The 12,526-nt window shown below is 40.3% G+C and carries 14 protein-coding genes; 7 read left to right on the top strand and 7 right to left on the bottom strand.

Annotated features, from left to right (window positions below; genetic code table 11):
• Positions 1-23: 23 nt before the first annotated feature.
• Positions 24-218, bottom strand: coding sequence for a cold-shock protein (locus ACST14_RS07695; protein WP_395783928.1), 195 nt, complete (start codon positions 216-218; stop codon positions 24-26).
• A 212-nt stretch (positions 219-430) separates the two neighbouring features.
• Here ACST14_RS07695 and ACST14_RS07700 point away from each other — a divergent pair, with 212 nt between their 5' ends.
• On the top strand, positions 431-652 hold the full coding sequence (locus ACST14_RS07700) for a PspC domain-containing protein (protein ID WP_459462256.1): 222 nt from the start codon (positions 431-433) through the stop codon (positions 650-652).
• Here ACST14_RS07700 and ACST14_RS07705 read toward each other — a convergent pair.
• The gene (locus ACST14_RS07705; protein WP_459462258.1) at positions 649-1,653 is read right to left on the bottom strand and encodes a glycosyltransferase family 2 protein; all 1,005 of its coding nucleotides are present in this window, start codon (positions 1,651-1,653) and stop codon (positions 649-651) included. The two genes, ACST14_RS07700 and ACST14_RS07705, sit on opposite strands and share 4 nt — an antisense overlap.
• Before the next feature lie 84 nt (positions 1,654-1,737).
• Between ACST14_RS07705 and ACST14_RS07710 the strand changes: the two genes are divergently transcribed.
• The gene (locus ACST14_RS07710; RefSeq protein WP_459462260.1) at positions 1,738-3,456 is read left to right on the top strand and encodes an amino acid permease; all 1,719 of its coding nucleotides are present in this window, start codon (positions 1,738-1,740) and stop codon (positions 3,454-3,456) included.
• A gap of 221 nt (positions 3,457-3,677) precedes the next feature.
• Here ACST14_RS07710 and ACST14_RS07715 read toward each other — a convergent pair whose 3' ends face one another.
• From ACST14_RS07715 to ACST14_RS07725, 3 genes are read right to left on the bottom strand one after another with little or no spacing between them, the layout of a single operon-like run.
• Positions 3,678-4,358 (bottom strand): zinc metallopeptidase, encoded by a 681-nt coding sequence (locus ACST14_RS07715; protein ID WP_459462262.1) that lies wholly within the window; start codon positions 4,356-4,358, stop codon positions 3,678-3,680.
• Between the two features lie 4 nt (positions 4,359-4,362).
• A complete protein-coding gene (gene rfaE2 / locus ACST14_RS07720; RefSeq protein WP_459462264.1) occupies positions 4,363-4,848 on the bottom strand; it encodes a D-glycero-beta-D-manno-heptose 1-phosphate adenylyltransferase in 486 nt (161 codons plus the stop codon).
• Positions 4,832-5,815, bottom strand: a complete 984-nt coding sequence (locus ACST14_RS07725; protein WP_459462266.1) for a lysylphosphatidylglycerol synthase transmembrane domain-containing protein — start codon at positions 5,813-5,815, stop codon at positions 4,832-4,834. The genes rfaE2 and ACST14_RS07725 overlap by 17 nt, the downstream gene beginning before the upstream one ends.
• A gap of 124 nt (positions 5,816-5,939) precedes the next feature.
• Between ACST14_RS07725 and ACST14_RS07730 the strand changes: the two genes are divergently transcribed.
• Genes ACST14_RS07730 through ACST14_RS07740 form a run of 3 tightly spaced genes read left to right on the top strand, consistent with a single transcriptional unit; the run spans position 5,940 to position 8,862 of the window.
• Positions 5,940-6,749, top strand: a complete 810-nt coding sequence (locus ACST14_RS07730) for a glycogen/starch synthase (RefSeq protein WP_459462268.1) — start codon at positions 5,940-5,942, stop codon at positions 6,747-6,749.
• Complete coding sequence (locus ACST14_RS07735; protein ID WP_459462270.1) at positions 6,700-8,070, top strand: DUF4270 family protein; 1,371 nt, start codon at positions 6,700-6,702, stop codon at positions 8,068-8,070. The genes ACST14_RS07730 and ACST14_RS07735 overlap by 50 nt, the downstream gene beginning before the upstream one ends.
• A gap of 12 nt (positions 8,071-8,082) precedes the next feature.
• A complete protein-coding gene (locus ACST14_RS07740) occupies positions 8,083-8,862 on the top strand; it encodes an amidohydrolase (protein ID WP_459462272.1) in 780 nt (259 codons plus the stop codon).
• Here ACST14_RS07740 and ACST14_RS07745 read toward each other — a convergent pair.
• Positions 8,843-9,532 carry an ABC transporter ATP-binding protein gene (locus ACST14_RS07745; protein ID WP_459462274.1) on the bottom strand — a complete coding sequence of 230 codons (690 nt, stop codon included), beginning with the start codon at positions 9,530-9,532 and terminating at the stop codon, positions 8,843-8,845. The two genes, ACST14_RS07740 and ACST14_RS07745, sit on opposite strands and share 20 nt — an antisense overlap.
• Positions 9,533-9,600: 68 nt before the next feature.
• Between ACST14_RS07745 and ACST14_RS07750 the strand changes: the two genes are divergently transcribed.
• On the top strand, positions 9,601-10,812 hold the full coding sequence (locus ACST14_RS07750; protein ID WP_459462275.1) for a bifunctional 3,4-dihydroxy-2-butanone-4-phosphate synthase/GTP cyclohydrolase II: 1,212 nt from the start codon (positions 9,601-9,603) through the stop codon (positions 10,810-10,812).
• 18 nt (positions 10,813-10,830) lie between these two features.
• On the opposite strand, the gene ACST14_RS07755 is transcribed toward ACST14_RS07750, so the two are convergent.
• Positions 10,831-11,733 (bottom strand): prohibitin family protein, encoded by a 903-nt coding sequence (locus tag ACST14_RS07755; protein ID WP_459462277.1) that lies wholly within the window; start codon positions 11,731-11,733, stop codon positions 10,831-10,833.
• 63 nt (positions 11,734-11,796) lie between these two features.
• Here ACST14_RS07755 and ACST14_RS07760 point away from each other — a divergent pair, with 63 nt between their 5' ends.
• Positions 11,797-12,525 carry an ABC transporter ATP-binding protein gene (locus ACST14_RS07760; protein ID WP_459462279.1) on the top strand — a complete coding sequence of 243 codons (729 nt, stop codon included), beginning with the start codon at positions 11,797-11,799 and terminating at the stop codon, positions 12,523-12,525.
• The last annotated feature ends 1 nt before the right edge of the window (position 12,526 follow it).

The following is a 12,526-nucleotide window of genomic DNA, read 5'->3' on the forward strand; positions in this document are numbered from 1 at the left end:
CTAATCAAAAAAACGTAAGAAAATTAGATTTTCTTTACGTTGATAGCGTTTGCTCCACGCTTTCCATCAGTAACTTCATAAGATACTGAATCATTTTCGCGAATAGTAACACCTGAAAGGCCAGTTACGTGTACGAAAATGTCTTCACCTGTTTGATCGTCAACAACGAATCCGAAACCTTTAGTCTCGTTGAAAAATTTTACTTTACCAGTTTGCATAAAAATAATGTTAAAAATATTAATACCATCCAGACGAAAGTCTTTCAAGCTCTCAAATGTAGAAAAAAAACAATTGCATGCAAGATTTTTTATAAAAAAATGCCATTATTTAAAAATATAATATAAATATTCATATATTTTATATTATTATTTCGAGTATCCTATAATTACATACAAAATTGACTAAATTTGTCTCGTTCAATCAGCACCCCATGGAAAAACTGAAATTTTTTGTTGAGAATCAGGCATTTGGCGTTTGCACTCGCTTAGGAGAGAAGTTTAAAATCTCCACAAGTAGCATCCGATTGTACTTTATTTACACCTCTTTTTTGACGATGGGATCCCCCGTTATTATTTATTTGATCTTAGCTTTTTGGATGAATATACGTCGCTATTTACGTCAGAGAAATAACCCAAGTGTCTGGGATATTTAAAACTTGATTTTATCGAATTGCTTTTTGCCTTCTAAGAAATAGGCCTTTAAAATGCTGCCTGAATAACTAGTAGGCCATGATTTTTGCAGTTCTGCAGGTAAATTCTGTTTGTCTTTTTTAAAGAATACATAGTGGTAATAGCCAAAATGAGCCTTCAAGATGGCCGTAAACGAAGAGAATTTACCCTCTACTAAAAACTTAATGCCTGCGATTCCGTCTAAGATCATTCGAATGAAAATAGTTTTGAAACGCTGAGAGGGATCTACATTTTTATACAATAAAATTAAGTTGTTTCTAAAGTTCAGGTAGGTTTTGAATGGATTTTCTTTGTTTAATGTACCTCCACCTACGTGTAAAACCTCGCTTTCAGCCACGGCTGCGATGTTATATCCAGCTCTTTGCATTCTCCAACATAGATCGATTTCCTCCATGTGCGCGAAAAGATAGTCATCTAATCCGCCTACTTTTTGGAATACATCGGATCGAACCATCAAACAAGCACCTGTAGCCCAGTTGACTAGTGAGGTGGCAAATTGTCCTTCGTTTTTTTCTAGGGTATCGAAAATTCGACCACGACAGAAGGGATATCCGTATTTGTCCCAAAAACCACCAGCAGCTCCCGCGTACTCAAAATAATCAGGTTGATTATAATCTATTAGATAAGGTTGTGCGGCTGCTGTAAGTGGATTAGCTTCGAAATAGTTGACTAAAGGGGCTAACCAGCCTTTTCGCGGTGCTATATCAGAATTCATTAATACAAAGTAGTCGGCTTTTATTTGGCTTAATGCAAAATTATATCCTCCCGCATAGCCTAAATTTTCAGCCCACGAAAGGACAGAAATGTTCGAGAAATCCGAGGCTAATAGGGCCAAAGAATCATCTGTTGAACCATTGTCTGCCACATAAATCGCCGCATCCTGCGTGTTTTCCAGGACGATAGGTAAAAAGTCGGCTAAGAATTTCCGACCATTGTAATTTAATATGACGACGGCAACAGACATGCCACAAAGGTAATCGAAATCAATCAAATTAGAATTTCTTTCAGAAAGATGTATTTTTGTGCCTCATTAATAATTCAATACCGTATGTGGTCAAGTTTTTTTCGCAAGAAATCCATTGATAAAATTATTGCAGATCAGTTAGAGATCGAAAGCCTGGAAGGTAATTCTATGGATCGAAACCTAGGAGTGCGCGACTTGACCTTCATGGGTGTGGCAGCCATTATCGGTGCGAGTATTTTCTCTGCGATCGGTCAGGCCTCTGCAAATGGTGGCCCGGCGGTTTCTATGTTATTCGTGTTTACCGCTATGGCCTGTATGTTTACAGCCTTCTGTTATGCGCGTTTCGCGGCCACTGTGCCTATTTCTGGTAGTGCCTATACGTATGCGTATACCAGTTTAGGGGAGATTGTGGCCTGGATTTTGGGCTGGAATTTATTGTTAGAATATGCAATCTCGAATGTAGCAGTAGCCATTTCATGGTCTAAATACTTTGTAGACTTATTAGAAGGCCTAGGCGTTCACGTTCCCGAGTTTATGACGATGGATTATTTATCAGCTAAAAGAGCCTTCGTCGAAACCTCATCTTCTTTAGCCAGTGGTCAAAAATTTGAAACCTTATCGGTTAATCTTCGCGAAGGATTTACGGCCTACCAATCAGCTCCTACTATTTTTGGCTGGCATTTTGTAGCAAATATTCCGGCACTATTGATCACCGTTGCCATTACTTATTTAGTATATATCGGAATTAGGGAATCAAAAAACACGAATAATATTCTGGTGATTTTGAAACTTTTAGTGATTATGATTGTGGTCGGAGTAGGTGCTTTTTATGTGCAGGTAGAGAACTGGACCCCATTTGCTCCTAACGGAATCTCTGGAGTTTTAAAGAGTGTGGCCGCCGTTTGCTTTGCCTATATTGGCTTTGACTCGATTTCGACCACGGCGGAAGAGTGTAAGAATCCGCAGCGAGATATTCCCAAAGCCATGATGTACGCCCTCATTATCTGTACCGTACTCTACGTATTAGTTACTTTAGTTTTAACGGGAATTGTTCCATCCCAGGAATTAGCTGGAATTGAGGATCCTTTGGCATTCATGTTTATGCATGTCGGATTGCCAGGAGTAGCCGGAATCGTCGCAGCCAGCGCCGTAATCGCCTTAACATCCGCACTTTTAGTTTATCAATTAGGTCAGCCACGTATCTGGATGACGATGTCACGCGATGGTTTATTGCCAAAAGCCTTCTCCCGCATCCACCCCAAATACCGCACTCCTTCCTTCTCCACCATCATGACCGGTGTTTTAGTAGGTGTTCCAGCCTTATTTGCGAACCTGGAGGAAGTGATTAATTTAAGTAGTATTGGAACCCTTTTTGCCTTCGTTTTAGTCTGCGGCGGCGTATTGGTTTTAGATTTAGATCCGGAGAATCAAAAGAAATCCAAATTCAAAATCCCCTATATCAACTCAAGTTACTACGTGGGTTTATCCTTGATTTTAGCGCTTGTTTTGATCGTTAATTCCGGTGTAAATCTGGGCGAATGGTTGCAAGGTTTATACTCGGGAGAGACGAAAGTAGATCATTTTATCATGGGAGGCTTCTTCTTGATTTGGGCTGTAATGTCGTTCTTTAGTGTGACGAAAAAACTTTCTTTAATTCCCGTCTTAGGCCTATTAGTTAACCTATACCTGATGACCCAAATGGGCTCCACGAACTGGGAACGGTTTATGTATTGGTGTTTGGCCGGGGTGCTTATTTATTTTGGGTATAGTTATCGGAAGTCGAAGTTAAATATTAAAGTATAGAGCTTTTAAATTAAAGCATAGAGCTTTTAAATTAAAGCATAGAGCTTTTAAATTAAAGCATAAAGCATAAAGCACAAAGCACAAAGAATAAAGATGGATGTTGCTTCGCAACGGTTTGTGAAATGTATTTCTGAATCATAAAAAAGGGGCTGATTTTCCGCCCCTTTTTTTATTCAAACTTTATTCTTTGTGCTTTATTCTTTATTCTTTAAAAGAAATGATTAATCATTTCTCCTCCCACCTAACAAGTTCATATAATAAAGCAACTGCGCTAACATACCCAGCGCGGCAACGACATAGGTCATCGCAGCCCACCAAAGCGCATCTTTCGACATCACGTATTCTTCTGGAGTCACGATGCCTTTCTCCTTAATCCAGCTTAAGGCTCTATTAGAGGCGTCGAATTCGACAGGAAGGGTCACGAAACTAAATAAGGTGGCCATGGCAAAAAGTGCAACGCCAATGGCTAATAAGGTGGAGTTCCCAGTTGAATAAAGGGCAAACATGCCTATCATTAATAGGATGGGCATAAAACCATTCGAAATACTAAGCATGGGAACTAGAGCGCTACGTAATTGTAAATAGGAGTAAGCTCTTGCGTGTTGAACTGCGTGACCACATTCGTGGGCAGATACCGCCGCGGCTGCCGCGTTTCGACCGGTATATACATCTTCACTTAAATTGACAGTCTTGTCAGCGGGATTGTAATGGTCGGTTAATTGGCCTGCCACTGAGATGACACGTACATCAGAGATTCCGTGGTCGGCGAGCATTTGTTCAGCGATCTCTTGTCCAGACAAATTGCTTTGCAGCGGAGTTTGTGAATAAGTTTTAAACTTTGATTTTAGTCGCCAAGAGATAAGCATACCTGCGACTCCGAAAATAATGGCTATGAAATACATATGTTTATTGTTTAAGTTTTTGAATGATTTTGGTGGTTGAATAATCTGGCACGAGTGCGATGGTTTTAACGTCACCGCCAGCTGCTAACACTTCTTTGGCCCCTACAATAGTCTCTATCGTATAATCGTCACCTTTTACTAATACATCCGGGCATAAGGCCTGAATTAGTTCTAAAGGAGTCGATTTGTCGAAGATAATCACGCAGGAGACAAATTCCAAAGCGGCGATCAATCTTGCGCGCGCATGTTCCGAATTAATGGGTCTTTCAACCCCTTTTTCAAGTGTACGAACTGATGCATCAGAATTAACGGCTACGATCATTTGTGTTCCGAATTCGCTCGATTTTTCCAAATAATCGATGTGCCCTAAATGCAAAATATCAAAGCATCCGTTCGTAAAAACGACTTTATCGCCAGCCGATTTCCAGTTTTTGCGGATCTCGATGGCTTCTGTAAGAGAGACGATTTTATGTTCAGTTCTGTTGGACACGGGACGAAATTATGGGTAAAAACAACGTAATAATAAAACTAAATCCACCCAATAACAAGAGCGTGATCATTTGAGTTCCATGGAAAAAGGTGGCTAGCATAAAGCCGTCTTTATAGGTTAGAGAATAGAATACAAAGGCAGATGCCACCAGACTATGGTAGGCGCCAATTCCGCCTTGAGTAGGTGTGGCCATTCCGAAGGTCCCCATCACTAAAACGGTTAATGCGGCACTCATTCCTAGATTTTCGCTCATTGGAAAGGCTAAAAATAAGGTATAGGTGCTGAGGTAATAGCAAAGCCAAATTCCCACACTGTATCCGATGAATTTAGCTGGTGATTCCAGGTGGCGGATACTACCGATTCCGGCAATCCAGCCTTTTAGTATTTTACCTATTTTGCTTTCTTCACCACTATTTTTCAAGAAGTCTTTGAATTTCCAAAGCAGGCCTAATCCGATTAATCCGATTGCTGATGCCGTGATAATTAATGTGCCCGATGGCAATTGCAAGGTAGGAAAAAGACTTTTTTGTAGGGGTTCCCATTCGATCAGAAAAGTAATTCCGACTAAAACAACGAGGCTTAATAGGTCGACAATTCGCTCTGTAATGACCGTGCCAAACGACTCCTCAAACGGAATGTCTGCCGTTTTTTTCAATGATCCACAACGGGACACTTCGCCCAAACGGGGAACTAAAAAATTAGCAAAATAGCCAATTAATACGGCTGAAAAGGTTCTAAGGGTACCTGGCTGATAGGCCATGGCGCCTAGTAATTGCTCCCAACGCAGGGTGCGAAATACATGTGAAACTAAGGATATAATGATGGATACGATGACCCAGTTGTAATCAGCTTGATAAAAGGTTTGCAGAATGTCGTTCCAGTGCAATTGGCTTTTAGAAAAGGCCCAAAATAAAAGGCCACCAGCCAATAAACTGGAAATAAGGTATTTTATAATCGACTTCAGCATATTCTTCTCTCTTTCAGTTCGCAAATTAAAGACCTTTCATTAGTTAATGATGGTGTTAATCAGATTATTTTTTGTAATTTTGTAATGTTTTTTGGGGAAATTTCCCCCTAGTAATCAAATTAGAATGGCCAAATTACGTATTCTTTACGTTTCAAGTGAGGTAGATCCTTTTCAAAACACGTCTAAAATTGCTGATTTTGTACGCGCACTACCTACTGCTATGCAGGAGAGAGGCATGGAAATTAGAATTTTGGTACCGCGTTTTGGGACTATTAATGAACGTAAAAACCGATTGCACGAGGTGGTTCGTCTTTCTGGTATTACCATTCCAATGGGTGAGGAAGAAAAGCCTTTGACCATTAAAGTAGCGAGTATTCCAGCTGCGAAATTACAAGTATACTTCATCGATAACGAAGATTATTACCAACGTAAATATGCATTAACCGATAAGGATGGTGCATTTTATCCAGATAACCACGAACGCGCGATTTTCTTCTGTAAGGGAGCATTAGAGACGGTTGTGAAGTTAGGTTGGGCACCCGATATCATTCATTGCAATGATTGGATGTCTAGTTTAATTCCTTTATATATTTCTACGCATTACCAAAATCACCCGATTTATAAGGATTCGAAAACCATTTTCTCTCCACATAATATACCGTTTGATTTCACGTTTGAAGCAAGCGATCTAACCGAAAAAGTGAAGATTGCTGATTTAGATGAGGCTCATTTAGGTAGCCTAGCGGGTGGAAATTACGAAGCATTTATCAAGATAGGTGCTGAGTATGCAGATAAAATAGTTTCTTTAGTAAATGCGGATAATAGCCGTATTCAATCGATTATTGATGAACATCAACATAAAACCTCTCAAAATATTGCCGACAATGATCTCGATTTCTTCGAAAAAACTTACTTGGAAATGTCCGGCAATTAAATGGGTAGGAATTCTTTCCTTATTCCTTGTTTCCTGTGATACACCTAAAGAAATCGGTGACGATTTGTTTAGTGTAGAAGTGGGTCTAAATTTCTCAGATACGATCACGATTAAGTCGTCGACCGTTTTGATTGATTCGATTTACACAGGTTCTCCGAGCACTTTATTAGTGGGAAGTTATAATCACCCTGTTTTAGGTTTAGCGGAATCGTCGGCTTTTACGCAGGTTTCTAATATAGATACCTTATTCTCAAAAGCAACGTCTATCTATGATTCTCTTACCATGCGCTTAGCGTATGGCGGATATCAAGGTGATACGACTAAGTCCCAGACTTTGAGCGTTTACCGTTTATTAGATAGTTTAAACAGGGGTACTGATTATTTTGCTAATTCTACTGTTCGGTCTGATCCGTCGGTTTTAGGTAGTCATACGTTCAAACCTCGTCCTATTCGTACGAAAGCTATGAATGGCGACTCTGTTCAATTAGATACCTTGCGTTTCCGTATGTCGGATGCTTTTGGTAGAGAATTATTGAGTAAATATGCGGATGCAAAAGTGGCGGCTGGTAGTAAGGGATTCAGAGATTATTTTCCAGGGATGTTGTTTAAATCATCCTCTTCAAGTGCAGGAGCGATGATCGGCTTCAATCCTGGTTATTCTCGAATGACTTTATATTTTCATAATCCGGGTGATCCATTTAAATATTCTATGGATTATTATTTTAGTTTATCTAATGCAATTTTTCCTGAGATAATAGCCCGTTTTAATCAAATTAAGTCGACCAAATCCGTTGCATTAGCCGGCCTACAAAAGCCGGGTGATTTGGTGCCTTCCACAGTAACAAGTGGATTGACTTATATTCAAGCAGGAACAGGGGTAGCGACGAAGGTGGAATTTCCTTATTTATTAAATTTGAAAGGGAATCGTAATGTGGCTGTGAATAAGGCAGAATTAGTCTTGACTGCTGCAGATAACATCGATTTGCAACAAACAATAGGTCAATTGTCCATTGTGGAAACGAATGCAACGAACCGAACATTGAGAAATTCGTATGGTTTAAAATATTTACTTTCAGAAGGTGGTGCAAGTGTAATTACCTCAGCCATCGAACCTGGATCTAAGACCTATACATTTAATGTGACGACCGCCATTCAATCTATCTTAGTGGGCAAACAAGCGAATAGTGGCTGGATAATCACCCCAGCTTTAACTTCTAATTCTGCTGGAAATACGAGAATCATTAATGAAAGTACGCGTTTTGTGCCTTTGCAAGCAATGAAAGCTCGATTGAAGATCTATTATTCTTATATTGCCAAATAAACACCGGCATACATGGCGAATCTACGGGTAAGCTTAGTTCAAACTGATTTAATTTGGGAGGATTCTGCTGCTAATTGTGCTCAATTAGAGGAAAAATTAGCTGGCTTAGCTGGTGAAACGGATGTTATTGTCTTGCCCGAAATGTTTGCTACGGGTTTCTCTATGTCAGAAACAGGGGCTGAAATAGGTAGGGGTCCTGCTTTACAATGGATGCAATTGCAAGCTAATCGCTTAGGAGTCTTACTAGTAGGCTCACTCAAAGTAAAACATCAAAATTCACTTTATAATCGGCTTTATGCCGTTCAACCAGATGGCACTTATCAGGTATATGATAAGCGACATTTATTTCGAATGGCTGATGAGCATACGCATTATCAAGCCGGTGAAAAGCAGGTCGTCATCTCTTATTTAGGCTGGAATATAGCCTTGTTTATCTGCTATGACCTACGTTTTCCTGTTTGGTCTCGCAACGTAGGTTCAGCTTACGATGCAGCGATTTATGTGGCTAATTGGCCAGCGCCTAGAGCAACTGCCTGGCGGACCTTGTTGCAAGCTAGAGCAATTGAAAACCTTTCCTATGTCATCGGAGTAAATCGAATCGGAACAGATGCGAATGGTTTAACTTATGCGGGAGATTCCTTGTTAGTAGATTTTAAAGGAGGGCTTTTGCTTGATTTAGCTTCACATGATCAAATCGCTACAGCTGAATTATCAGCAGCTGAATTAGCTGAATTTCGGGTTAAATTCCCCGCCCACTTAGATGCGGATTCGTTTAGTTTGTCTTCTCTTTAAAGAACTTTTCTAGGTCTTTTATCTCCTTCATTGGGCTGTCGCTTACTAGTTTCCCTTGGTGAATTAACAAGACTCGATCACAGATAGCTTCTACTTCGGATAGAATATGGCTAGAAAATAAGATGATACGATTTTTTCGTAGACTTTGGATGAGGTCTCTGATTTCGTCTCGTTGATTTGGATCTAATCCACTAGTGGGTTCATCCAAAATCAAAATTTGGGGGTCGTGTATTATCGCTAAAGCTATGCCTACGCGTTGTTGGTAGCCTTTTGAAAGTTCTTGAATTTTTTTATGCGCTTCTTTTTGAAGACCGACCCATTCGATAACCTCTTGGATTCGGACCTGAGCATTTTCTAGTTGATGTATGTTAGCAATAAATTCGAGAAATTCTCTTACATACATTTCAGGGTAAAGCGGGTTATTCTCCGCGAGGTAGCCTATTTGCTTTTTTAATGAGATTGCTTGGTCTTGAGGATCTTTCCCATCGATTTGAACACTTCCGCTGGAGGGTTGAATAAGTCCCAAAAGCATTTTCAATGTCGTCGACTTGCCTGCCCCATTGGGTCCTAGAAAACCCACGATTTGGCCTTCCTCTAAACGGAAATTTAGATCTTGGACGGCTGACTGTTTACCGTATGTTTTGCTTAGATTTTGGGCCTCTATGAACATATTAACAAAGGTAGTCAAAAAGGGAATTATTTCGTGTAACTTTGTGTTTCTGATTCAAATGCCTAAAAATGCTAGATAAAATTCGCTTAGATCGTATAGAAGATGCCCTGGAGGATATTCGCCAGGGAAAAATAATTATTGTTGCCGATGATGAAGATCGGGAGAATGAGGGTGACATGATTTGTGCATCTGAAGCGATCACACCTGAAATTGTGAACTTTATGATTAAAGAAGCACGCGGTTTGATGTGCGTTTCTTTAACGGATGAGCGTTGTCAGGAATTAGGTTTAGAGATGATGGTGAATCAGAACACGACGTCTCACGAAACTCCATTTACGGTTTCGGTAGATTTATTGGGTAATGGTTGCACGACAGGTATTTCTGCCTCGGATCGTTCGAAAACAATTCAAGCCTTAGTGAACCCTGCTACTCAACCGGCCGATTTAGGTCGTCCAGGTCATATTTTCCCTCTAAAATCACGTACGGAAGGCGTTTTGCGTCGCACGGGTCATACGGAAGCATCGATGGATTTCGCACGTTTAGCTGGTTTTCAACCCTCTGGAGTTTTGATCGAAGTATTGAACGAGGATGGAAGTATGGCGCGTTTGCCAGATTTACGTCTGTTAGCAGATAAGCATAAGTTAAAATTAGTGACTATTAAAGATTTGATTGAATACCGTTTGGCTAAAGAATCTTTGATCAAGCGCGAGATAGGTGTTAATATGCCCACAGAATGGGGATCCTTCGAACTAGTTGCCTTCAAGCAAATTAACACGGGAGACACTCATTTAGCCTTAATCAAGGGAAGCTGGGAGAGCAACGAGCCCGTGATGGTTCGTGTGCATAGCTCTTGTGTAACGGGGGATATTTTTGGATCTTGTCGTTGCGACTGTGGTGAACAATTGCACGCTGCGATGGAGATGGTGGAGAAAGAAGGAAAAGGTGTGATCTTGTATATGTTTCAAGAGGGCCGAGGAATCGGTTTAATCAATAAATTGAAAGCGTATAAGCTGCAAGAGCAAGGCCGGGATACGGTAGAAGCCAACTTGGAATTAGGCTTTGCCATGGATGAGCGCGATTATGGAGTCGGAGCCCAAATCTTACGTGACCTAGGCGTTCAAAAAATTCGTTTAATTTCTAATAATCCGAAGAAAAGAGCTGGATTGATGGGCTATGGATTAGAGATTGTAGATTCGATTGCCATTGAAATTCCGGCAAATCCGCACAACAAAAAATACTTAGAAACGAAAAGAGATAAAATGGGGCACGCCATTCGCTAGAATCGCGCGCCTTTTATTTTATTGATTCCCTAGAATGATCGGGGTGTTTTTTCCACCCATGATGATCACTTTTGCGTTAGGGGATTTAGCTAATTCTTTTTGGGCAATAATCGACTCATACTGCAATTGCTTGTCGCTTAAACCAGTGGATAAAATCTTCTGGTAATCTGCGATACCTTGCGCCTCTACGCGCTTTCTCTCCGCTTCTTGCTTCTCTTTCTGTAAGACGAATTGCATCTTCTGTGCGTCTTGTTCCGCATTAATCTTGGATTCGATCGTTTGCTTAACAGAAGTGGGAAGGTTGATGTTGCGAATCAATAATTGCTCTAAAACCAAACCTCTTTTCTTGAAGTTTTTCTCGATGTCAGTATAGATGCGTTGTTGGAATTCATTGCGTTTTAAGGAATAAAGGCCTACTGCATCATAATACACCGCATTGTCACGAATCATTGTCCGTGTAATGGGGCGAACAACCTTGTCTTTGTAATCCTCACCAATTTCGCGAAGGACACGGGGTGCTTCGGTGGGTAAGATTCGATAAAGAACGGTTAAATCTACCACAACCTCTAAGCCATCTTTCGTTAATACGCGAATGGCATCGTCGCCAGCCTTGTCTCCTTCGTCATGTACGCTAGACATCGTATAGTTTTGCGTTTTTGCATCGAATACGACTACTTTAGCTAATGGGTTAACAAAATTAAGTCCACTATTTAAAGTAGTGGGTTGTACTTTTCCGAAGACACTTTGGACACCTACTTCACCTGCGTCTACTTGAACTACCGCTGAACTGGTTAAGCCAATAATGGCGAAAACGGCTCCGATTACCTTTAGGGTCTTGCTGTATTTTGAAAATACCAAGTTCGGATTAGAAATGGCATTACCTGCAACAAAGAGGGCTATGCCTAAGAAGATTAAAAACATGATTATTGTATTTAAATGTCATCAAATTTATCATAAAGTATTCAATAATCCCTAATTTTGAATATGATTGAAATCAGGGGCTTATCTAAATCTTTTAAAGGTCGTGTAGTACTCGAAGACATTAATGCGAATTTCCATCAGGGAAAGACAAATATGGTCATCGGTGGAAGCGGTACAGGTAAGTCTGTATTGCTAAAATGCATGATTGGGATTTTAGCACCTGAAACAGGTGAAGTATTATACGATGGTCGTGATTTCTTAACAGCACACTCGGATGTGGTGAAGGAGATTCGCCGCGAAATGGGTGTTTTATTTCAAGGAGGAGCCCTTTTTGATTCTAAATCCGTGTTAGAGAATGTGCGTTTTCCATTAGATACTTTAACTTCCCAAACCCTCGATGAAAAGAATGAGCAAGCCATGCTTTGTTTGCAGCGGGTGGGTTTAGAAAGTGCCGCTTTATTAATGCCATCAGAGATTTCGGGTGGTATGAAAAAGAGAGTTGGGATTGCGCGTGCGATTGTAATGAATCCTAAATATTTATTCTGTGATGAGCCGAATTCTGGCTTGGATCCATTAACAGCGGTCAAAATTGATTATTTAATTCAAGAAATTACTCAAGAGTACAACATGACCACTGTCGTTATATCACATGATATGAACTCGGTGATGCGCATGGGGGAATCAATCATTTTCTTGAAAGACGGAAAGAATATTTGGGAAGGAAATTCCGAATCTTTTCATCAGTCTGGAGTTCCCGCTTTAGAGGAGTTTTTATCTACCAAATTGTTTTAAT

The sequence above is a fragment of the Aquirufa sp. A-Brett2-15D genome (genome assembly GCF_054558735.1).

Coding starts and splice junctions, on each gene's coding strand:
- ACST14_RS07755 (WP_459462277.1), bottom strand. CDS start 11,733: ATGTTTTTAATCTTCTTAGGCATAGCCCTCTTTGTTGCAGGTAATGCC.
- ACST14_RS07730 (WP_459462268.1), top strand. CDS start 5,940: ATGGCCAAATTACGTATTCTTTACGTTTCAAGTGAGGTAGATCCTTTT.
- ACST14_RS07695 (WP_395783928.1), bottom strand. CDS start 218: ATGCAAACTGGTAAAGTAAAATTTTTCAACGAGACTAAAGGTTTCGGA.
- ACST14_RS07705 (WP_459462258.1), bottom strand. CDS start 1,653: ATGTCTGTTGCCGTCGTCATATTAAATTACAATGGTCGGAAATTCTTA.
- ACST14_RS07750 (WP_459462275.1), top strand. CDS start 9,601: ATGCTAGATAAAATTCGCTTAGATCGTATAGAAGATGCCCTGGAGGAT.
- ACST14_RS07710 (WP_459462260.1), top strand. CDS start 1,738: ATGTGGTCAAGTTTTTTTCGCAAGAAATCCATTGATAAAATTATTGCA.
- ACST14_RS07740 (WP_459462272.1), top strand. CDS start 8,083: ATGGCGAATCTACGGGTAAGCTTAGTTCAAACTGATTTAATTTGGGAG.
- ACST14_RS07760 (WP_459462279.1), top strand. CDS start 11,797: ATGATTGAAATCAGGGGCTTATCTAAATCTTTTAAAGGTCGTGTAGTA.
- ACST14_RS07745 (WP_459462274.1), bottom strand. CDS start 9,532: ATGTTCATAGAGGCCCAAAATCTAAGCAAAACATACGGTAAACAGTCA.
- ACST14_RS07725 (WP_459462266.1), bottom strand. CDS start 5,815: ATGCTGAAGTCGATTATAAAATACCTTATTTCCAGTTTATTGGCTGGT.
- ACST14_RS07715 (WP_459462262.1), bottom strand. CDS start 4,358: ATGTATTTCATAGCCATTATTTTCGGAGTCGCAGGTATGCTTATCTCT.
- ACST14_RS07735 (WP_459462270.1), top strand. CDS start 6,700: ATGATCTCGATTTCTTCGAAAAAACTTACTTGGAAATGTCCGGCAATT.
- ACST14_RS07700 (WP_459462256.1), top strand. CDS start 431: ATGGAAAAACTGAAATTTTTTGTTGAGAATCAGGCATTTGGCGTTTGC.